The organism is Brevibacillus sp. AF8 (assembly GCF_021270385.1).
GTDB lineage: Bacteria > Bacillota > Bacilli > Brevibacillales > Brevibacillaceae > Brevibacillus.
On record NZ_JAGQDN010000020.1, the window covers coordinates 61,309 to 80,767 of the forward strand.

24 protein-coding genes and 1 other annotated feature are annotated in these 19,459 nt (G+C 48.6%); of the genes, 22 read left to right on the top strand and 2 right to left on the bottom strand.

Translation table 11 applies throughout. From position 1 onward, the window contains the following. Nucleotides 1–19 precede the first annotated feature (19 nt). The 4 genes from KB186_RS22035 to KB186_RS22050 are packed head-to-tail and all read left to right on the top strand — an operon-like array spanning nt 20 to nt 2,055. Nucleotides 20–493 (top strand): SRPBCC family protein, encoded by a 474-nt coding sequence (locus KB186_RS22035; RefSeq protein WP_232774376.1) that lies wholly within the window; start codon nt 20–22, stop codon nt 491–493. Between the two features lie 59 nt (nt 494–552). Then, on the top strand, nt 553–1,530 hold the full coding sequence (locus KB186_RS22040; RefSeq protein ID WP_173612113.1) for a CPBP family intramembrane glutamic endopeptidase: 978 nt from the start codon (nt 553–555) through the stop codon (nt 1,528–1,530). Between the two features lie 15 nt (nt 1,531–1,545). Beyond that, complete coding sequence (locus tag KB186_RS22045) at nt 1,546–1,776, top strand: DUF2508 family protein (RefSeq protein WP_012683849.1); 231 nt, start codon at nt 1,546–1,548, stop codon at nt 1,774–1,776. 12 nt (nt 1,777–1,788) lie between these two features. Then, entirely contained in the window at nt 1,789–2,055 is a 267-nt protein-coding gene (locus KB186_RS22050; RefSeq protein WP_007719887.1) for a pro-sigmaK processing inhibitor BofA family protein, read from the top strand. A gap of 16 nt (nt 2,056–2,071) precedes the next feature. On the opposite strand, the gene KB186_RS22055 is transcribed toward KB186_RS22050, so the two are convergent. Then, the gene (locus KB186_RS22055; RefSeq protein WP_173612112.1) at nt 2,072–2,599 is read right to left on the bottom strand and encodes a hypothetical protein; all 528 of its coding nucleotides are present in this window, start codon (nt 2,597–2,599) and stop codon (nt 2,072–2,074) included. 208 nt (nt 2,600–2,807) lie between these two features. On the opposite strand from KB186_RS22055, the gene KB186_RS22060 reads away from it, so the two are divergent. From KB186_RS22060 to KB186_RS22120, 13 genes are all read left to right on the top strand, one after another. Continuing rightward, nucleotides 2,808–3,803 carry a hypothetical protein gene (locus tag KB186_RS22060; RefSeq protein WP_232774377.1) on the top strand — a complete coding sequence of 332 codons (996 nt, stop codon included), beginning with the start codon at nt 2,808–2,810 and terminating at the stop codon, nt 3,801–3,803. Between the two features lie 60 nt (nt 3,804–3,863). Continuing rightward, nucleotides 3,864–4,046 carry a sigma factor G inhibitor Gin gene (locus KB186_RS22065; protein WP_007719893.1) on the top strand — a complete coding sequence of 61 codons (183 nt, stop codon included), beginning with the start codon at nt 3,864–3,866 and terminating at the stop codon, nt 4,044–4,046. Nucleotides 4,047–4,150: 104 nt separating this feature from the next. Further along, entirely contained in the window at nt 4,151–5,623 is a 1,473-nt protein-coding gene (locus KB186_RS22070; RefSeq protein ID WP_232774378.1) for an aminotransferase class I/II-fold pyridoxal phosphate-dependent enzyme, read from the top strand. Between the two features lie 39 nt (nt 5,624–5,662). Beyond that, nucleotides 5,663–6,304 (top strand): dTMP kinase, encoded by a 642-nt coding sequence (gene tmk, locus KB186_RS22075; protein ID WP_012683854.1) that lies wholly within the window; start codon nt 5,663–5,665, stop codon nt 6,302–6,304. A 142-nt stretch (nt 6,305–6,446) separates the two neighbouring features. Then, complete coding sequence (locus tag KB186_RS22080) at nt 6,447–6,776, top strand: cyclic-di-AMP receptor (RefSeq protein WP_007719896.1); 330 nt, start codon at nt 6,447–6,449, stop codon at nt 6,774–6,776. Nucleotides 6,777–6,868: 92 nt separating this feature from the next. Next, nucleotides 6,869–7,315, top strand: a complete 447-nt coding sequence (locus KB186_RS22085) for a YaaR family protein (protein ID WP_007719898.1) — start codon at nt 6,869–6,871, stop codon at nt 7,313–7,315. Nucleotides 7,316–7,331: 16 nt separating this feature from the next. Then, nucleotides 7,332–8,312: a DNA polymerase III subunit delta' gene (gene holB, locus KB186_RS22090; protein WP_056495967.1), complete on the top strand. Its 981-nt coding sequence runs from the start codon at nt 7,332–7,334 to the stop codon at nt 8,310–8,312. Nucleotides 8,313–8,315: 3 nt separating this feature from the next. Continuing rightward, a complete protein-coding gene (locus KB186_RS22095) occupies nt 8,316–9,131 on the top strand; it encodes a PSP1 domain-containing protein (RefSeq protein WP_173612108.1) in 816 nt (271 codons plus the stop codon). Nucleotides 9,132–9,159: 28 nt separating this feature from the next. After that, on the top strand, nt 9,160–9,531 hold the full coding sequence (yabA, locus tag KB186_RS22100; RefSeq protein WP_173605680.1) for a DNA replication initiation control protein YabA: 372 nt from the start codon (nt 9,160–9,162) through the stop codon (nt 9,529–9,531). Nucleotides 9,532–9,639: 108 nt separating this feature from the next. Beyond that, entirely contained in the window at nt 9,640–10,407 is a 768-nt protein-coding gene (locus tag KB186_RS22105) for a tRNA1(Val) (adenine(37)-N6)-methyltransferase (RefSeq protein WP_173612107.1), read from the top strand. Beyond that, nucleotides 10,382–10,657, top strand: a complete 276-nt coding sequence (locus KB186_RS22110) for a GIY-YIG nuclease family protein (RefSeq protein WP_007719905.1) — start codon at nt 10,382–10,384, stop codon at nt 10,655–10,657. Before KB186_RS22105 ends, KB186_RS22110 begins: the two co-directional genes overlap by 26 nt. After that, the gene (rsmI, locus tag KB186_RS22115; protein WP_173612106.1) at nt 10,654–11,526 is read left to right on the top strand and encodes a 16S rRNA (cytidine(1402)-2'-O)-methyltransferase; all 873 of its coding nucleotides are present in this window, start codon (nt 10,654–10,656) and stop codon (nt 11,524–11,526) included. Before KB186_RS22110 ends, rsmI begins: the two co-directional genes overlap by 4 nt. Before the next feature lie 131 nt (nt 11,527–11,657). Then, nucleotides 11,658–12,308, top strand: a complete 651-nt coding sequence (locus KB186_RS22120) for a class I SAM-dependent methyltransferase (protein ID WP_232774379.1) — start codon at nt 11,658–11,660, stop codon at nt 12,306–12,308. 59 nt (nt 12,309–12,367) lie between these two features. Here KB186_RS22120 and KB186_RS22125 read toward each other — a convergent pair whose 3' ends face one another. After that, nucleotides 12,368–12,616, bottom strand: coding sequence for an AbrB/MazE/SpoVT family DNA-binding domain-containing protein (locus tag KB186_RS22125; protein ID WP_007719913.1), 249 nt, complete (start codon nt 12,614–12,616; stop codon nt 12,368–12,370). Between the two features lie 444 nt (nt 12,617–13,060). After that, nucleotides 13,061–13,316, top strand: a binding site (T-box leader). A 58-nt stretch (nt 13,317–13,374) separates the two neighbouring features. On the opposite strand from KB186_RS22125, the gene metG reads away from it, so the two are divergent. From metG to rsmA, 5 genes are all read left to right on the top strand, one after another. Further along, the gene (gene metG, locus KB186_RS22130; protein ID WP_232774380.1) at nt 13,375–15,402 is read left to right on the top strand and encodes a methionine--tRNA ligase; all 2,028 of its coding nucleotides are present in this window, start codon (nt 13,375–13,377) and stop codon (nt 15,400–15,402) included. Between the two features lie 27 nt (nt 15,403–15,429). Continuing rightward, a complete protein-coding gene (locus KB186_RS22135) occupies nt 15,430–16,200 on the top strand; it encodes a TatD family hydrolase (protein ID WP_173612103.1) in 771 nt (256 codons plus the stop codon). Nucleotides 16,201–16,558: 358 nt separating this feature from the next. After that, nucleotides 16,559–17,656: a resuscitation-promoting factor gene (locus tag KB186_RS22140; protein WP_232774381.1), complete on the top strand. Its 1,098-nt coding sequence runs from the start codon at nt 16,559–16,561 to the stop codon at nt 17,654–17,656. 170 nt (nt 17,657–17,826) lie between these two features. Beyond that, the gene (gene rnmV, locus KB186_RS22145) at nt 17,827–18,375 is read left to right on the top strand and encodes a ribonuclease M5 (protein WP_173612168.1); all 549 of its coding nucleotides are present in this window, start codon (nt 17,827–17,829) and stop codon (nt 18,373–18,375) included. A gap of 3 nt (nt 18,376–18,378) precedes the next feature. Continuing rightward, the gene (gene rsmA, locus KB186_RS22150) at nt 18,379–19,272 is read left to right on the top strand and encodes a 16S rRNA (adenine(1518)-N(6)/adenine(1519)-N(6))-dimethyltransferase RsmA (protein WP_173612101.1); all 894 of its coding nucleotides are present in this window, start codon (nt 18,379–18,381) and stop codon (nt 19,270–19,272) included. Nucleotides 19,273–19,459 lie beyond the last annotated feature (187 nt).

The window sequence follows — 19,459 nt, forward strand, 5'->3', positions numbered from 1 at the left end:
TTCAAGAGGAGGATGCAGGATGCCAGTTATTCGTATGGAGTTTTTGATAGATGCTCCGCGACAGGTCTGCTTCGATGCTGCCAGAAGCATTGATTTGCATATGGAATCGACCGCCAGCACGAAGGAGAGAGCGATCGGAGGAGTAACGAGCGGACTGATAAACCAAGGGGAGACGGTTACCTGGGAAGCCGTTCACTTCGGTGTCAAGCAGAATTTGACGGTGAAAATCACAGAGATGGAGGAACCGCGCTATTTTGTGGATGAGATGGTTTCCGGCGCATTCAAACGTTTTCATCATACGCATGAGTTTATTCCAATAACGGACAATCAGACGAGGATGATTGATATTTTTGATTACACATCTCCGCTGGGTATTTTGGGAAAGCTCGCAGATTGGTTGTTCCTGGAGGCGTATATGACGCGGTTTTTGCGGACGCGAAATGAATATCTCAAGCAAGTAGCAGAAGATCAGATCAAAGCTTTGCGATCTTGATAGAAATGCCGGACTTTTTTGAATGGACGAGACATACAGTGAAATAGGAGCGTGAGGAGATGCTGACAGGACCAGGACTGTCGCTTGCGAGTGGGATACGGCGACAGAAGTCCACTCCATGGGCGATCATGCTGTTTATTGGGTATTGGCTCATGTTTGCTGCGGAGTTATCCATGATTCGTTTTCACAAGGGGGCAGACGGAAAGTGGATCGCTACCACCGTCGGGCAACCGGAGGTATGGCTAGGATTACTTGCATTTGCAGTGACGGTATTTAGCTTCATTGCGACCGTTGGTTTCATTGTGAGTCTGCTAAGGGAAAGACGGCAGCCGACGTCATGGCTATGGCAATATGACGAGTTTACAGGGAATGATGTACTGCATATTGTAGCTTGGCTGCATGTTTTTCAAACAGGCGTACTACTGTTGTATGGGTTTTTGCTGGAAGGTACCTTCTTTTCCACTGGTACGATCGGAGGGATATTGGAATCAGCTATTTTTCAACTGTTCCTGTTGATTTTGATTCCGTTTTGGTTTCGTGGGCGACTGGGGGAAATCGGCGTTCGCCGACCTGTACGACTAGGCCGGATGCTGCTGATGCTAGCTGCTCTGTTTCTTTTGATTGCACTGGTGTTGGATACGGTGGTGACTAACCCGATTGCGGACTGGTTTGGACTGTCTCTGTCCTCAGAGAGAGAGCAGCAGATCGAAAAAGAGATCGTGCAGGCGAAAGAAACGGATATTTTGGCGGCGCTCACCTCACTTCTGGTCATTGGCATATTGGTTCCGATTGCGGAGGAGATTTTGTTTCGAGGCGTGATTCAGACTTATCTGGTTCAGAGAATCGGGCCCGTTTTGGGTATCTTGCTGAGCAGTCTCTGGTTTGGGCTCTTGCATATGGATATCGCTCTGTTCGCTCCGCTTTTTGTCATCGGACTTATACTCGGATTCGTTCGACATCGGTACCAATCAATCTGGGGAGCCGTTTTGCTGCATGCGTTGAACAACATGACAGGAGTACTTTACTACTTTCATTGAGGGGGAAGCTTGCAGGTGAGTAGGTGGAGAAAAAAAGCGAGGTTCGTGGTGGAATGGAATGAAGCGAGCTTGGATGTGGCAGTCAATCAGGCGCGAATGGACTGGCAGCATGCCCGCCATCTTGTGGAGATCAGTGAACCGGATGGCGGTTTGGATGATGTCATTTACTATTTGCACGTGACCGAAAAGCGGTATATGTATTTGCTCGCGCAAGCAAAGCGCGAGAGGAATCGCCAACAGGCATAGGAGGAAAAGCCGATGACTACAGGGTGGGTTATAGCACTGATTGTAGTTGGAATTTTGCTGGTGATAGCCGCCAGCAAATCTGTCACGGGCCCGATCAGGTGGATTGGATTTGGGATCATGCAAGTCGTGATTGGCGCATTATTGCTGTTTTTCACCAATCTGGTTGGAGAGTTGGCTAACTTTCACATCCCGATCAACCCGGTGACGGCTCTGCTCGTCGGACTTCTCCGTTTGCCTGGATTGGCGGCGTTGATTGTCATCAAGCTATGGGTTATGTAAAGGTGTATCGATTCGGTTATCCATCGGTAAGCAAAAAAGCAACGCCGCGATCCTCGTATTTCACACGGCTACGACTTGGCTGGCGAAAGGAAGCAAGGAGGGCGAGAAGGCGTGGCAGCGCGACGATCAACGTTCCGGTGATCAAGGTGAGCCCGTATCCTTCCGAAAGCCACACATAAGCCCCGGCTGCTATCGCCATACTTCCCACGATTACCGTCAGCTCACTTCCCCGATAGACAGAGAGCGGGATGGGAAGAGGATAGCCTGCCCCCCACCACGGAGAGACGAGCATATCGGCAGTTGTCTTTGGCTTATGGCTGCGCAGAAGGGCATACAGTCGAAATAAGACCAAATGACAGATCGGTATCACGGGTAGAATCGCTAACGTCACAATCAGCGTATAAGCGGGGACTTGTAGCATGAATGAGTGCCAAATAAGGGACAAGCCTATTAACAAGAGTTGAAAAAGGTAGCCGACGAATCGCCAGCGAAAACGATAGAGCAGCTTGTAGCTATAGATCGTATGGGCGGCGGTTTCCTTCATGAGAAGTCACTTCCTTTTACAGCGGTCTGGATGATTGAAAGTCTGCGTTTCCATTATCGCACAGTCGCAAATCTTGAGAAAGCTCATACAACGAATGAAATAAGCCGTTTGTCTAGCCTGATTAGACTGACGGTTTTTTGTTATGGGCAGGATAAAAGGAATGATAGGGGATCTGATTGGTTAGGGCGTGAGGAGGAGGGAAGAGAGCGTGAAGCTATGGGTCATTTCAGAGGAGGTCGTAGCCAGATTCGGAAATGAGCTAGGAGCGTGTGGAATAGAGATGATTGTTTGCGGCGGGGAAGCCGTACAAGAAGATGAAGGCGCCAATGGATTTCTGCTGACAAAAGAGAGTGATGGCAAGCTTTTGCAGGAAAGGATGCAACAGCTGGGAACGGGGCCATGGCTCGCACTTGTTTACGGAAGCGACGTGCCATACGACTGGGCGAATACCCTGCATACCCAATACGAGCACACCGGGGAGTACGAGGTCATTCGCATGGCGTTATTTACCCACGAGCGTGCTTTGCTTGGAGGGGAACCTACTGGGAGATGGATGCGGTTCCTCTGTAAGCAGCTCGCTCGCTACTCACTGGTGACGATGGTATGCGGGATGCGCGAGGTGGATGAAGCACTTCGGCAATTCCCTGCCTATTTTGCGTGGAAGGAGCAGTTTTACATCGAACTTGGTACAAGCTGCGATGAGAAAGGAATTTCTCTGCACCAAGTCAGTCGCGCGCTCGGTATGGACAAACGAATCGGTCACGGCTGGCTCTACCCCTCCCGCCAAGACTCTTCCCTCATCGTTCGATGGCTTGAAAAAGAATGCAGGCTCATTCTACAAAAAGCCAATATACAGCGGATCGTACTTTGGGGAGAGGATTCGCTATGGGAGCATATGCCTTCTGACTGGTTGGCTGAAAAAGACGTTGCGGTGTACACGGGAGAGGACAAGCCAATTCCGAACAAAAGGAGGGCGGGTTGGACGCTATACGATTCGTGGCAGGAAGCTGTAAAGGATGCGGATTTGCTCGTGATCGGGAATGCCGCAGGAACGACCATTGCAGAGCTGCCGTTATCAGAGCTAGTTGACAGAATGAGGCATTCCTATGTCATTGATGCTGCAGCTTGCTTCCCTGTGCAGGAAGCCCGGTCCTACTTCCAAGCCTACCGAGCTATCGGCGAAAACACGAACATTTGGGAATGATGCTGATTATAATGGGGTATAATGGTTGGTATATTGAGGAAAAGGGCAGGCGTTTTCACTATGGAAAAAGTTGCTCAGCGATGTATCGTCTGTGAACAGGAGCAGAATGACGGAATCGCCATTTGTGAGCAGTTTATCTGTCAACGGTGCGAACAGGAAATGGTCAATACCGATGTACAGGATGAAAAGTACCCGTTTTTTATTCATCAGATGAGACGCATTTGGTTGCGAAAAGATGCGTGAAGAAAGAAGGCATCGGTGCATTCCGGTGTCTTTTTTTTGCTGGATTCATGCGTGTCCAAATCATGCTAAAATAGGGGAATAAAAATAAAGGACGTGAGTCGCGCGTGTTGGAGAGAGATGTTGAATTTCGGGAGCGACAAAAGCGTGCGCCCCTTTATGAACAGCTTGAACGGCACGCCAAGCATCGGCCGCATCCGTTTCATGTGCCAGGACATAAAATGGGCCATAGCTTTGACAACCATGCGAAAAATCGCTTTCAAGACATCTTGGAGCTGGACGTAACGGAGATTAGCGGGACAGATGACCTGCATCAGCCACAGGGTGTCATTGCAGAAGCGCAGGATTTGGCGGCGCAAGCCTTCCATGCGGAACAGACCAAGTTTTTGATCGGAGGAAGTACAGTAGGAAATATCGCCCTCATCATGACGGTATGCAGACCGGGTGACAAGATACTCGTACAACGCAATTGCCATAAGTCTGTATTCAACGGCATTATGATGGCCAGAGCAACCCCGATCTTTTTAGTACCTGCCGTCGATCTGGCAACAGGAGTCGCTGCGGGTGTAAGGCGCGAAGATGTAGAGCGTGCGCTGCTTGCACACCCCGATGCCAAGGCAGTTTTTTTGACGAATCCTACCTACTATGGAATGGGTATCGATTTGGCGAAAATGGCGGCTACGGTCCACCGGTTTGACGTACCGCTTTTGATAGACGAAGCCCACGGTGCCCACTACGGGTTCCATCCTGCCTTTCCTCGTTCTGCCATGCAGGAAGGTGCGGATGCTTCGGTCCAATCGACACACAAAATGGGAACGGCAATGACGATGTCCTCGATGCTGCATATTCAGGGAGAGCGAATTGATCGTGAGCGGTTGTTCCGCCATCTCGCCATGCTTCAATCTTCCAGCCCGTCCTATGTGCTGATGGCTTCACTCGATGTAGCCAGACGTCATCTGGTGTTGGAGGCGACTGAGGAATGGAACAGGTTGTTGCCGCTTTTGGACAAGTTTCGGGAGCGACTTGATCGACTGGACTGGCTGGATTGGCCGCGGCTGTCCACGAACAGCGTATACGCTACGCTTGACCCGCTGAAGCTGTTTTTCCATTTGCGAACGGCCCAATTTAGTGGATTTGAGTTGCAAAAATGGATGGAAAAGCACGGGATTTTCTCGGAGCTGGCGGATGACTCTCATGTGCTCCTCGCAGCCTCGACAGGGACAACCTCCCGTGACCTGGAAGCTTTGTGGAGATTGCTTGAATCGATGGCGCCACAAGTAGAACCGGGGGAGGAGCGCATTCTTTTGACGGGAGTCGTGTCTTCCCATTATTTGCGCGAGCAGGCATTGCCGATGCATGAAGCCGTTGACTGCCCGAGGGAGTCGATTCTTTTGGAGCAGGCTCTTGGACGCATTGTGGCAGAGATGGTGATTCCATATCCCCCAGGGATTCCGGTGCTGGTGCCAGGCGAGCGGATCGATGAAGAAAGTCTGGCGATGCTAAAGGAATTGGCGAGAGGACAAACCCGATTCCATGGCGTACAGGACGACCAGCTACAAACGATACAGGTCTTACGATAATCAAAGCAACTGGCCTGCTACAACAGGGGTGGAAGGAGTATGGAAGTGGCAACAGGAAAAAAAGGCCGATTTATTACAATAGAAGGCGGAGAAGGGGCTGGGAAATCCACCGTCATCGCCAAGCTGTACGAAGAGCTGAAAACGCGGGGAGTCGATGTACTTTTGACTCGTGAGCCCGGTGGAATTGATATCGCCGAAAAAATTCGGGAAATTATTTTAAATCCGGCCCACACGCAGATGGATGAAAGAACAGAGGCTCTCTTGTATGCGGCAGCACGTGGCCAGCATTTGGCGGAAAAGGTGTTACCTGCTTTGGCAGAGGGCAAGCTGGTACTGTGCGACCGTTTTATCGACAGTAGTCTCGCCTATCAAGGACATGCGCGGGGATTGGGCATTGATGCTGTCTACCAGATTAACCGATTTGCTGTCGGTGACTGCATGCCGGAATTGACTTTGTTCTTTGATGTACAGCCCGAAACAGGATTGGCACGGATTAATGCCTCCCGTGGACGAGAAGTAAATCGTCTTGATCTGGAAGGGATGCGTTTCCATGAGCTTGTTCGGGAAGGGTATCAGCTGGTCATGGAACGCGACCCAGAGCGCTTTGTCGTGATTGATGCCGAGCAGCCGATGGAACAAGTATATCAATCTGCCCTACAGGCACTGCTAGACAGATTGTAAAGGCTGTAAGGTTCCCTGTACCGCAGGATGATGTACATGCTGTATAATATGTTTAAGCGAAATAACGTACCAAGCCTACGTGTTTTTCATACAATGAAGAAGCCAAATTGGGAATGGATCATGGGAGAAAGGGTGATAGCCGATGAAAATGGTAGTTGCGGTCGTCCAAGATAAAGATAGTGGTCGTCTGTCTCAGCAACTGGTGAAAAAAGGTTTTCGTGCTACGAAGCTGGCTAGTACGGGTAGCTTTTTACGCGCCGGTAACACAACTTTTTTGATCGGTACGTCTGACGAAAGCGTGCCGGAAGTAATCGACATCATTGCGCATAATTGCAAATCCCGCAAACAAATGGTCACTCCCGTCTCTCCACTCAGCAATGCTGTAGACTCGTTCATGCCATATCCGTTGGAGGTACAGGTGGGTGGAGCGGCAGTATTCGTATTGGATGTCGGAGAGTTCCACTCATTTTAACGTGGTTCCTTCTCTCTTTTTTCGCAACTTTCGTATATACTTGATCTCACGGGGACAAACCTTGTATTGGATCGGGCGACGGAGGTGGCGATATGAAAATCAGTGATGGGTTACGGCCTAAACTGGACTTGATCAAAACGACGGATTCACGCAAGAATCCTCAACTGGAAAAGCTGAATTTTGGCACGATGATTCAAGGAGAAGACGAACGCATGTCTCAGGAGAAGCTTACCCGGCTACTGACAGACATAGACAGGCAGGGACAGATTCTTGCTCGTTCCCGGGCCGTTCGTGACTTCTATGCTTATAAAAATCTCGTCAAGCAGTTCATGGAAGAAGCTGTGAAGTTCGGCATAGCCTTAGATGACAGACGAGGAATGAATCGGCGTGGCCGCAGCAGGCTGTATAAAATCGTCAAAGAGGTGGATGCAGAGCTGCTCAAACTGACAGATGAGCTCTTGAGCGAGCAGGCACCAACGATTGATTTGTTAGCCAGGATTGGCGAAATCCGCGGCATGTTGATCAATTTGTATTTTTAGTGGGTGTGAAACCATCATGACATGGACCCGTTTTTCTCAGCAGCCACGAGCACAGGAACTGCTGTATCATAGTTTGCGCAACGAACGATTGGCACACGCCTACTTGCTGGCGGGTCCCAAAGGTTCAGGTAAAAAGCAGATGGCCCTGCATCTGGCGAAGTCCCTTTTTTGTACGGAAAGGGAGGCAGACGCCTGCGGGGCCTGTGTTACATGCAGGCGCATAGAGGGTGGCAATCACCCGGATGTGTTGTTTATTACGCCTGATGGGGCTTCGATTAAGATCGATCAGATCCGTTCGCTGCAAAAAGAAATGGCGATGCGCGCCGTCGAATCGTCACGCAAGGTATATATCATCGAGCACGTCGATAAAATGACGACACAGGCTGCCAACAGTCTGCTCAAGTTTCTGGAGGAACCGCCCGCTGGTGTACTGGCACTTCTTTTGACAGAGCACAGCCATGCGATTCTTCCTACGATTTTATCGCGATGCCAAATCGTTCAATTTTCACCACTTTCTGCAGAATCGATTGCGGAAAAGCTGCGTGCGGAGGGCGTTTTGGCGGGAATGGCGCAGGTTGCTTCCCACATTACGACAAATGTGGAAGAAGCCATGACACTCAGCCAATCAGAATCGTTTGCACAGCTAAGAAATCTAGTGATACAATTGGTGCAGGAGTGCAAACAGCGCAATTCATCTGCACTCTTAACGATCCATGATATGTTGCAAAAGAGCGACAAAAGTAAAGAGGAACTACCCCTCTTTTTAGATTTGCTCATCCTTTGGCTGCGCGATATCCTGTATTTGCAAGTAGGCAGGCATGCCCATCTCATTAACAGCGACCAACAGGATGTGCTGCAAGGACAAGCACTGGTATGGACAAAAGCTGAGCTCTTGCGTGGGATAGATTTGGTCATGGAGACGAAAAATCGGATAGAGCGAAATGCCAACGCACAGTTGGCTCTTGAGCGGTTGGTTCTTCAATTCCAGGAGGGATAACCCTTGTACGAGGTTGTTGGGGTCCGCTTTAAGAAAGCGGGCAAAATATATTACTTCGACCCTGACCGACTGCCGATTGAGCAAGACTGCACCGTCATCGTTGAAACGGCGCGAGGGGTCGAATTTGGCAAGGTCGTCATTGGCAAAAAAGAAGTGGCTGAGTCTGATGTCGTATTGCCGCTGAAAAAAGTCATTCGGATGGCAGACGAGCGAGATGCAAAACAGGTGGACGAAAACAAGCAAGCCGCCAAGAATGCTTTTGCTGTATGTCAGACGAAGATCAAAGAGCACAAGCTCGATATGAAGCTGGTCGATGTGGAATACACGTTCGACCGCAACAAGATTATTTTTTATTTTACCGCTGACGGCAGGGTTGATTTCCGTGAGCTGGTAAAAGACCTCGCCTCCGTATTCCGCACCCGGATTGAGCTTCGCCAGATCGGTGTGCGTGACGAAGCCAAAATGCTTGGCGGGATCGGGCCTTGTGGCAGGTTGCTTTGCTGTTCGACGTTCCTCGGCGATTTCGAGCCTGTCTCGATCAAAATGGCCAAGGACCAAAATCTTTCGTTGAATCCAGCCAAAATCTCTGGTCTGTGCGGCCGGCTGATGTGCTGTTTAAAATACGAGAACGACAACTATGAAAGCTCGAAGGATGAGATGCCGGACATCGGCAAAATGGTCAACACCCCGATGGGGAATGGACGAGTCGTTTCCGTAAACGTACTTGACCAATCTGTCCAAGTAGAGCTTTCAATCGACAAACGCGTCACCGAGTTCGGATTGGATGAGATTGCGATAGGTCTCCCCACCTTTGAATAAAGTGTGGGGGTAGGGGAGAGGTGAGCTAGTGGACAAACGGGAAATCTTCGTCAAGATGGCGAGCATTGAAGAACGTATTGGCGACCTTTATAAGGAAATTGGTGAACTGAAAGACGTCATCGTTGTTTTGATGGAGGAAAACGCCCAATTACTCGTTGAAAACCAGCACCTTCGCAACCGACTAGACAGGAAGAAGACCGGCTCCCAACCAAAACAAAAGGGAACAAGCCCTGTCGCGAAGGAAAAAGCCAAAAAGGCAGTGGTCGGAGAAGGATATGACAACCTCGCCCGTTTGTACGCGGAAGGATTTCATATCTGCAATGTGCATTTCGGCAGCCTGCGAAAAGAAGGGGATTGCCTGTTCTGTCTCTCATTCCTGAGCGGCGGCCCTCAAAAATAAGCGGTGAGTAACCAGCACCACATGAAAAAGCGACCTGGGCCACGTGTCAGGTCGCTTTTTTCCGGATAGGAATAATAAGACAAGAACAAAAGGGAGTACGAGCCACAGATGGAACCTGTCACCAACGTGCCGCTTTATGAAACAGAGCGCATCGATGATTTATTGACACATGAAATGAAAATAATCCAGAGCCACGAAGTGTTTTGTTTCTCGATGGACGCTGTTCTTTTGGCGCGATTCGCATCTGTGCCGAAGCGCGGAAAAGTATTGGATATGTGCACGGGCAATGGGGCTATACCGCTCATTATGACCACGCGTACGCCAGAAGCCAGTTTTGATGGAATCGAAATTCAAGAGCGTTTGTTCAGTATGGCGAGCCGCAATGTGACATTGAATGGCTTGAACGAACGAATTACGATGCATCACGGCGATGTGAAGGATGCGGTGTCGCTGTTCGGGCATGGGAAGTACGATTTGATCACATGCAATCCGCCGTATATGCCTGCGACCAGTGGGGAGAAAAACATCAGTGAGCACTTTGCGATTGCCCGTCATGAGATTATGCTGTCCTTGGAAGATGTCATTCGCGTGGGGAGCCAACTGCTAAAAAATGGCGGGAAGCTGGCGCTCGTGCATCGATCCACACGTTTGATCGACATCATTTCGCTTATGCGCCAATACGGCATCGAGCCGAAACGGATGCGCCTGGTTTATCCGCGCAGGGAAGCAGAGCCAAATATGGTTCTGATCGAGGGAATAAGGGGTGGAAAGCCGGAGCTGAGAATTCAGCCGCCGCTGATTGTGTATGAAAATGGAGAGCAATACTGTGAAGAACTACAGGAAATCTATTATGGCAGACGAGATTCCCTCGAGTAAGAGTCATTATGTCTACATCCTCTCTTGTGCGGATGGGACACTCTACACCGGATATACGACAGAGCTGATCCGTCGCTTGGCTGCTCATAATGAAGGAAAGGGTGCCAAGTATACGAGAGGCCGCGGGCCAGTGGAGCTGCTCTATTGGGAAGAAGGAGCAGACCGTTCCTGGGGTCTCAAGCGTGAAGAGAGCATCAAACGATTAACGCGCAAGAAAAAAGAAGAATTGATTGGAGGGGCCTCCGAATGAATGTGCAACGCAGTTTTGCGTCAGAAGAAGCAGGAGTCCTTTATTTGGTGGCTACACCCATTGGCAATCTCGATGATATCACGGTGCGGTGCCTAAATACGTTGCGTGAAGTCGATGTCATCGCGTGTGAAGATACGCGCCAGACGAGAAAGCTGCTAAACCATTTTCAAATTGAAAAACGTACGGTCAGCTATCACGAGCATAATAAGGAAGCAAGTGGGAATGGGTTGCTGCAGTGGCTTGCCGAGGGCAAGAAGATTGCTTTGGTAAGCGACGCTGGCTTGCCCGCTATTTCCGACCCGGGTGCGGAGCTGGTACGAGATGCGACCGCAGCGGGATTTTCTGTCATCCCCGTTCCAGGTGCCAATGCGGCGTTAACAGCTTTGATTGCTTCCGGTCTTCCTACGGATCGCTTTGTATTTTGCGGATTTATGGGACGCGAAAACAAAGAAAGACGCGAAGAGCTGGAGCGACTGAAACGATATCCTGAAACGCTGATTTTTTATGAAGCTCCCCATCGGGTGGAAAAGACGCTTGCTGCCATGCGGGAAGCGTGGGGGAATCGACGAGCTGTCCTGGCAAGAGAACTGACAAAGCGTTACGAGGAATTTGTGCGTGGGACGTTGGATGAGCTATTGGAATGGCTTAGAAGCGGCGAGGTGCGTGGTGAATTTTGTGTGATTGTCGAAGGGAACACCGGTCCGCTGGAAGCGGAAGTCGATGATACCTGGTGGCAGTCGCTAAGTATTGTGGAACACGTGGATCATTACTGCGCACAAGGCATGGGGAAAAAGGAAGCCATCAAGCAAGCAGCCGATGATCGAAACGTATCCAAGCGAGATGTTTACAACGAATATCATCGTGAATAAAAGTTAAAGAGGGAGCAAAGCTGGCCGATACGGTCGGCTTTTTTCTTTTCGTCATCTCGACGTGGCAGGTGAATACGATGGTAAGGGGCGCTGAGGGTGTTTTCGGAAGGAAGGGAAGGGGGGAATCAGCTGTGAGTATTCGTGATTCTCGTTTTATTGTGAAAACAGATGAAAAAGACGATCATTTTATTTTTACGCTGCCGGTTACATGGAACAGTAGACCGTACGAATATGCCTGGGCCAAACAGTTTGCCAGGCCGAATGACGTTGTACTTGATTCGGCATGCGGGATCTGCCACCCATTCAAATTTTATTTGGCCGATCATTGTCGAGAAGTACACGCTTGTGATCTCGATAATCGGATACTGTCTAAGGAAGCGATCTATCAAGATATTGTGGACATATTTGGGAAAAGAGTAGCAGATAGCTTGCCTGCGCATTATTTTGATGGTATTTATTATTGTCGAGCAAATTTGACTTACTTGCCGTACTCGGATCAAAAGTTTGATACTGTATTTTGCATCTCTGTTCTCGAGCATCTTGAAGACCCGATTATGGTGGAAGCATTTCGCGAATTTCATAGAGTGTTAAAAGACGATGGGCAGCTTGTACTCACATTTGATTACCCGCTGATCAATTTAGCGCGACTGCAGCAAGTTTTGGTGGAGGTTGGATTGCAGTTTTCTGGCGACGTATCCTTTGAAATGCCAGCTGATGTGGTCTATTCTGATTTGTATGTGCCCAGGCTGTACTTCTTCCGAGCGCTGCTGAAGAAAAAATAGCAAACAAAAAGCCTTTGTAGGCTCGTCCCACAAAGGCATGTTTATGTAATCAAATGAAATTAGCGTTTAACAGGCATTTCTGTCAGACAATCTTGGCACACAATTTTACCTTTAAAGTGAGATACCTTATCAGCGTTTCCACAGAAGATACATGCAGGCTCATACTTTTTCAGGATGATGCGCTCTCCGTCAACGTAGATTTCCAAAGCATCTTTCTCAGCGATACCCAAAGTGCGGCGCAATTCGATTGGAATAACAACACGACCCAATTCATCTACTTTGCGAACGATACCGGTTGATTTCATCATAGTTAAAATCTCCTCCCAAAAGTCTGTATATGTCGATGCTATTGTTATACGCTCATCATTTATCGTCAATATTCGACATTTTCTGTTGGGATTATCATACCAGCCATTCCCAAAGGTGTCAACATGATTTTGACAATTCCTTGAAAAGCAAAATGTTTTTTCAAAACGAAAATGCTGTTAAATCGGTGTTTCTCAAAATGTTGGCAGCGATATGGAAATTTTTATGGATAAAATTTACTGGGAGTATTGGTGTCGAATAAGTCGATGAATGTCGAAACGCAACATGGCAATTCGACAAAAACTCCAAGTTTTCTCTTTTCTGCTGGTAATTTGTAAAGTTGGTATGAAGCCAGCGATAAAATTCCTTAGGAAAATGGGCTTGCCGAGGATGTTTACAAAACAGGTTGGTCGTGTACAATAGAGGATAAATGCAGCAAATGATACCAAACGACCATGATGGGAAGAGTAAGCCGATCCTCCTTATTTCAGAGAGCCGGGGTAGCTGAAAACCGGTATAAGCGAGCAAGCTGAACATGGCCCCTGAGTCTTGCAGATGAACAGTAACGGCATTGACCGTACCTTAGTAGTTTGTGACGTATGCCCACGTTACGGGTAGAGTCATGTTTTGACTCACCAAGTCCGTTTTCCGTGAGGGGACGGAGTATTTGGGTGGTACCGCGAGATAGAGCTCGCCCCAATTTTTTTGGGGCGGGCTTTTCCTTATTTTAATAAACGCAAACAGGAGGGGAATAGTTGCAATGAAACCTACTTATTACATCACAACACCGATCTACTATCCAAGTAACAAACTCCACATCGGTAACGCTTACACCACAATCGCGTGTGATGCCATGGCTCGTTATAAGCGTTTGCGCGGCTATGATGTGTATTACCTGACAGGGACAGATGAGCATGGTCAAAAGCTCCAAGAGCGTGCAGCCGAGGATGGCAAACAACCACTCGAATTCATCGACCCGATTGTCGATTGGGTAAAGGACCTATGGCAAAAGCTGGACATCTCTTATGACGATTTCATCCGTACCACTGAGCCTCGTCATAAAGAAGTCGTACAAAAAGTGTTCCAGCGTCTGCTCGACCAAGGTGATATTTATTTGGGTGAGTACGAGGGCTTCTACTGTGTGCCTTGCGAAGCTTTCTGGACAGAAACCCAAGCGAAAACAGACAACGGATATGCTTGCCCGGACTGTGGTCGCGAAGTGAAAAAAGTGAAGGAGAAAAACTACTTCTTCCGCATGTCCAAGTATCAGGACAGACTGCTTGCACACATCGAAGCAAACCCTGAATTTATTCAACCGGAGAGCCGCCGCAACGAAATGATCAATAACTTCCTGAAGCCAGGCCTCCAGGATTTGTCCGTATCCCGCAGTACATTTGACTGGGGAATCAAGGTGCCGAGCGATCCAGAGCACGTCATTTACGTATGGATCGATGCATTGACGAACTATATTTCTGCTCTCGGCTATTTGTCCGAAGACGACAGCAAATACCGTAATTTCTGGCCAGCCAATGTTCATATGGTTGGAAAAGACATTTTGCGCTTCCATACGATCTATTGGCCAATCCTGTTGATGGCACTGGATATTCCGTTGCCAAAGCAAATTTTTGGTCATGGCTGGCTTCTGATGCCAGATGGAAAAATGTCGAAATCCAAGGGGAATGTCATTGACCCGAAGGTTTTGATCGACCGTTACGGTTCTGACGGCGTTCGCTACTTCCTGCTTCGTGAAATCAACTTCGGTCAGGATGGCATCTTCACGCCAGAATCGTTCGTACAGCGCCTGAACTACGACTTGGCTAATGACATCGGAAACCTGCTGAGCCGTACCGCTACGATGATTGAGAAATATTTCGATGGTATCGTTCCAGCTCCACAGGATGCAGGAGAGCCGGATGACAGCCTGATCGGCCTTGCGATGAAAACGAAGGCGTTGGTGGAAGAGCACATGGAAGAAATGCGCTTCTCCAATGCACTGGCTCACATTTGGGAACTGGTGGGACGTACAAACAAATACATCGACGAGACCATGCCTTGGAATTTGGCAAAATCCGAAGAAACCAAAGGTCGCTTGGCAACCGTTATGTACAATTTGGTGGAAAGCATCCGCATCAGCTCCGTGCTGATCCAACCGTTCATGACCAAAGCCCCAGCGAAAATTTGGGACCAACTGGGTATTTTGGGCAATGAAGAAGCAACGAGCTGGGAATCTGCAAGTGTATGGGGTGGATTGCCTGCTGGAAGCACCGTTAGCCGCAAGGAACTACTCTTCCCTCGTCTGGATGTTCAAGCGGAACTGGCTTTCATCGACGATTCGACAGCAGAAGCACGTCGCCAAGCGGAGGAAAACAAGAAAAAGCAAGCAGCTTTGAAAGGGGAAGCACCTGTGAGTGAAACAAACACCAACCAAACAGAAGCAGCAACTGACAAGCCAGCTGATGCAAAAGAAGAAATCAGCATCGACGATTTTGGAAAAGTAGAGCTGCGCGTCGCACAGGTAGTGGAATGTGCCAAGCATCCAAATGCAGACAAATTGTTGGTTCTGCAATTGGATCTCGGCTACGAGAAGCGCCAGGTTGTTTCTGGTATCGCAAAATACTACTCCCCAGAAGATATGGTTGGCAAAAAAGTGATCCTCGTAGCCAACCTGAAGCCAGTGAAGCTTCGCGGTGAGCTGTCTCAAGGAATGATCTTGGCAGCATCGGCAGGAGATCAGTTGACACTTGCAACTGTTGACCCAAGTATGCCAAACGGAGCAATCGTGAAGTAACGAGGGCAAGGAAAGGAAGGACCCATCTTGTTATTTGAAACCCATGCTCATCTAAATGCGAAGGAATTCGATGAGGATCGTGCTGAGGTCATTGCTCGTGCGCAAGAAAATGGCGTCAGTACGATTGTGAACATCGGATTCAACGCTGAAACAATTCCAAGCTGCATGGATTTGGCTCATGCGTATGACTTTATTTACGCCGTTATCGGTTGGCATCCACAAGACGCCAAGGACATGACAGACGAACACCTGGAATGGATCGAGGAACTCAGTCGTGATCCAAAAGTAGTGGGCTTGGGTGAAATGGGCTTGGACTACTACTGGGATACGTCGCCACGTGATGTGCAGGCAGAAGTATTCCGGAAGCAGATTCGTCTGGCTCGCAAGCTCGACATGCCGATCATCATCCACAATCGCGATGCGCACCATGACGTTTTGACGATTCTGAAGGAAGAGAAGGCAGCAGATGTTGGCGGAATCATGCACTGCTTCTCTGGCAGCTGGGAAACAGCGAAGCAGGCACTCGATATGAATTTTTATATTTCGTTCGGTGGTCCGCTTACGTTCAAAAATGCCAAGCAGCCAAAAGAAGTAGCGGCGAAGGTACCGCTAGATAAGCTGTTGATAGAGACGGATTGCCCGTATCTCACTCCGCATCCTTTCCGTGGAAAGCGAAATGAGAGTGGATATGTGCGTTACGTCTGTGAGGAAATGGCGAACATTCATGGTTTGTCTTACGAGGAAATGGCGCAAATTACTGCAGACAACGCAAGACGTCTTTTTCGCATGAATGGTTAATAAAAACGGGAAATCACGATTGATCACGTGATTTCCCGTTTTTTTGTGTGAAGTAACCAGGTTCTACTCCATTTTGTCGAAGCATACGATGAACAATGTGTCGAACGATTATTGTCCATCCGACATGGCTTCTCGACAGGTTTCTGCTACCATTCGCCAAGCCTATTTTGCTAGTCTGATACCATTATCTCTTCAGCCAAAAGGGAGGGTAAATTTGACAAAGCCGAGAAAGTGAAATACAATCAAAGCCGACCTTGTGAAGTACCGGCCACTTCCAGAATATTAGTGCAATTACATCGACCCTTACCTGGCTAGACAAGAAGAGCCTTGTGCTTTTCTAGGAAAAGGAGTGTGGGAAATGGAGTTACGCGCGATATGGGAAAGGTATAAGAATCGTGGGCTAGTCATGTTTGGCTGCCTTGCTCTTGTGCTCGTTCCCATGATTGGCTATTTCTCTGCCCAGGCTACTCAGCCAAAACAGGTCACTTTTTCGTTGGACGGAGAAAGCAAGACGGTCGCTACAAAAGCCAAGACCGTTGAGCAGTTCTTAACCGAGCGAAACATTACGGTAACGGAAAAGGATTCCCTTCAACCGACACTAGAGACGAAGCTAAAAGACGGAGCACTCATTACTTTATATACAACCTGGTCCATACCAGTCCAGGTTGACGGGCAGAAAAAAACGATAGAGACACTTAGTCGTGATGTTGCTGGTGCGTTGAAGGACGGCGGCATCGTGCTAGGTGAGAAGGACCGGGTAGAACCGGCATTGACCGCTACACTTACTAAGGACTCCTCGATCAGCGTAAAGCGGGTTGTTGAGAAAATGGTAAAAGTCGATGAGCGAGTCACCTTTCAAGAAATACGCAAAAATGATCCAGCGCTGGAAAAAGGTAAAACCCGCGTATTACAAAGCGGGCAAGAAGGTAAGGCAATTGCACACTACAAGCTGATCATGGAAGATGGAAAAGAAGTCTCCCGTGATCTGGTCAAAAGAGATGTACTTGTACCGAAGAAAGATAATGTCGTAGCCGTGGGTACCGCAGTCCCAATGTTGCAGAAAAAGGGTCAGCCAGATCGGGTCCTGGTTGCTTCTGCAGCGGGTCCGGTCTCGCGTGGTGGAAAAGTGTTTAGGCCGAAAAAAGTACTGAACGGGGTTACCCTGACTGCATATACTCCTTCGGGAGGTGGCAAACACCCAAGCTCTCCAGGATATGGACGCACATCGACAGGGGTAAAAGCCAAGGCAGGTCACACAATCGCTGTAGATCCTAAAGTCATTCCGTATGGATGGTGGGTGTACATTGAAGGTGTTGGGTATCGTCGAGCTGAAGATACGGGTGGCGCCATGAAAGGTGGCAAAATCGACGTATTCGTAGGCACGGAGTCCGAGGCGAGGAAATTCGGTCGCAAGCGAAACAAAACTGTATATATCATTGGACCACAGAAGCCTTAGGACAGGAGCGATTGCTCCTGTTCTTCTGTTTCCTCCAAGGTTATTATGATAAGCTGTTTGTTAGTTAGACGATCCTGTTTTACCAAATGTTTCATGTATTTTTTGCTTGAGGTACGGTTTTTTTGGAACACTAGTATCGTACCGACTTTGTACGAAAGTGGAGGCACATGATGAAGATCAAGGAAGTCATCGTGGTGGAAGGTCGAGACGATACCGCAGCAATCAAGCGTGCGGTTAATGCCGATACGATTGAAACTGGCGGTTCTGCCATTCATAAAAGAACGATTGAAAAAATCAGGCTGGCGCAACAAAAACGCGGTGTTATTATTTTCACAGACCCTGATTATCAAGGGGAGCGCATCCGAAAAATTATCAGCAAGTCGGTTCCAGGCTGCAAGCACGCATTTATTACCCAGGAGGATGGGACCAAAAAGGGCGACATCGGCGTCGAAAACGCGACACCTGACGTGATTATTCGTGCGCTCTCAGAAGTGCGTACCGAAATGGCGGAAACGGCTGGAGAGATTACCTCTGACGATTTGTTGGCAAATGGCCTGACGTCCGGAGTAGATGCCAAAGAACGCAGAATCAAGCTGGGAGAAGCATTGGGGATCGGATACGCCAACGCAAAGCAAATGCTGCAGCGACTCAATGCTTTCCAAATCAGTCGAGAAGAATTCGAAGCGGCCATTGCGGCCATCAACAAAGAGAGGGAGTAAGCCATGACCCAAATAGCGGGCAAGGATATTGCCACACCTACGCGCACAAAAGAGATAGTGGAGAAGTACGGCTTTGCTTTTAAGAAGAGTCTGGGTCAGAACTTCCTGATAGACACCAATATTTTACATAACATTGTTTCAGAAGCAGACCTTACCAAGGAAAAGGGAGCGATTGAAATTGGCCCCGGTATCGGTGCGCTGACGGAGCAATTGGGACGAGCAGCCAAAAAAGTGATGGCGATCGAAATCGACCAGCGTCTTTTGCCTATTTTGCAGGACACGCTGTCACCCTATGAAAATATTGAAGTCGTTCACGGGGACGTACTGGAGCTGGATCTGAAGAAGTTAATAGAAGAAAAGATGACAGGAGTGGAAAAGCTGAGCGTAGTGGCGAATTTGCCTTACTATGTGACGACACCGATCCTGATGAAGCTGCTGGAAGAGAGATTGCCCCTCGAAAACATCGTGGTTATGATTCAAAAGGAAGTGGCAGAGAGAATTGCAGCCAAACCAGGAACGAAAGACTATGGCTCTCTGTCAGTCGCAGCTCAATTCTATGCAGATACAGAAGTAGCGATGATTGTGCCTGCAAGTGTGTTTGTCCCGCGTCCGAATGTCGACTCAGCAGTGATTCGCTTAAAGGTAAGAGATCGTCCGCCAGTGGAAGTAGACGATCAGGATGTGTTTTTCCGAGTGGTACGCAGCTCGTTTGCGCAGCGCCGTAAGACATTGTTGAACAACCTGATGAACGGACTGTTTCCTAAAACCCAAAAGGATGAAGTAATACAGATGCTCAATGACATCGGGATCGATCCGACCCGGCGTGGTGAAACACTCAGCTTGGACGAATTTGCCCGCCTAGCGAACGAAGGTATGCGCCGCGGACTGATTACGTAAATCGTGTAGACGACCCCCTTATTTTTGGGCGAGATCCCCCAAGAATGGGGGTTTTTGCGTATTTATGCCCTTTATGCATATCATTTGACAAATATCTACGTTTTTTATGAAAAAAACCCCGTTGACAAAATATCTGCAGGGTTGCTATAATTTTTTATTTCTTTGACAAAATATAAGGGAGCTGTTA

Excerpts from the sequence above, each read along its gene's own strand:
- KB186_RS22110 (WP_007719905.1), top strand. The coding sequence starts at position 10,382 with ATGGCAGACGAGATTCCCTCGAGTAAGAGTCATTATGTCTACATCCTC.
- holB (WP_056495967.1), top strand. The coding sequence starts at position 7,332 with ATGACATGGACCCGTTTTTCTCAGCAGCCACGAGCACAGGAACTGCTG.
- KB186_RS22140 (WP_232774381.1), top strand. The coding sequence starts at position 16,559 with ATGGAGTTACGCGCGATATGGGAAAGGTATAAGAATCGTGGGCTAGTC.
- metG (WP_232774380.1), top strand. The coding sequence starts at position 13,375 with ATGAAACCTACTTATTACATCACAACACCGATCTACTATCCAAGTAAC.
- rsmA (WP_173612101.1), top strand. The coding sequence starts at position 18,379 with ATGACCCAAATAGCGGGCAAGGATATTGCCACACCTACGCGCACAAAA.
- rsmI (WP_173612106.1), top strand. The coding sequence starts at position 10,654 with ATGAATGTGCAACGCAGTTTTGCGTCAGAAGAAGCAGGAGTCCTTTAT.
- KB186_RS22080 (WP_007719896.1), top strand. The coding sequence starts at position 6,447 with ATGAAAATGGTAGTTGCGGTCGTCCAAGATAAAGATAGTGGTCGTCTG.
- KB186_RS22050 (WP_007719887.1), top strand. The coding sequence starts at position 1,789 with ATGACTACAGGGTGGGTTATAGCACTGATTGTAGTTGGAATTTTGCTG.
- KB186_RS22055 (WP_173612112.1), bottom strand. The coding sequence starts at position 2,599 with ATGAAGGAAACCGCCGCCCATACGATCTATAGCTACAAGCTGCTCTAT.
- KB186_RS22105 (WP_173612107.1), top strand. The coding sequence starts at position 9,640 with ATGGAACCTGTCACCAACGTGCCGCTTTATGAAACAGAGCGCATCGAT.
- KB186_RS22040 (WP_173612113.1), top strand. The coding sequence starts at position 553 with ATGCTGACAGGACCAGGACTGTCGCTTGCGAGTGGGATACGGCGACAG.
- rnmV (WP_173612168.1), top strand. The coding sequence starts at position 17,827 with ATGAAGATCAAGGAAGTCATCGTGGTGGAAGGTCGAGACGATACCGCA.
- KB186_RS22085 (WP_007719898.1), top strand. The coding sequence starts at position 6,869 with ATGAAAATCAGTGATGGGTTACGGCCTAAACTGGACTTGATCAAAACG.
- tmk (WP_012683854.1), top strand. The coding sequence starts at position 5,663 with ATGGAAGTGGCAACAGGAAAAAAAGGCCGATTTATTACAATAGAAGGC.
- KB186_RS22065 (WP_007719893.1), top strand. The coding sequence starts at position 3,864 with ATGGAAAAAGTTGCTCAGCGATGTATCGTCTGTGAACAGGAGCAGAAT.
- KB186_RS22125 (WP_007719913.1), bottom strand. The coding sequence starts at position 12,616 with ATGATGAAATCAACCGGTATCGTTCGCAAAGTAGATGAATTGGGTCGT.
- KB186_RS22035 (WP_232774376.1), top strand. The coding sequence starts at position 20 with ATGCCAGTTATTCGTATGGAGTTTTTGATAGATGCTCCGCGACAGGTC.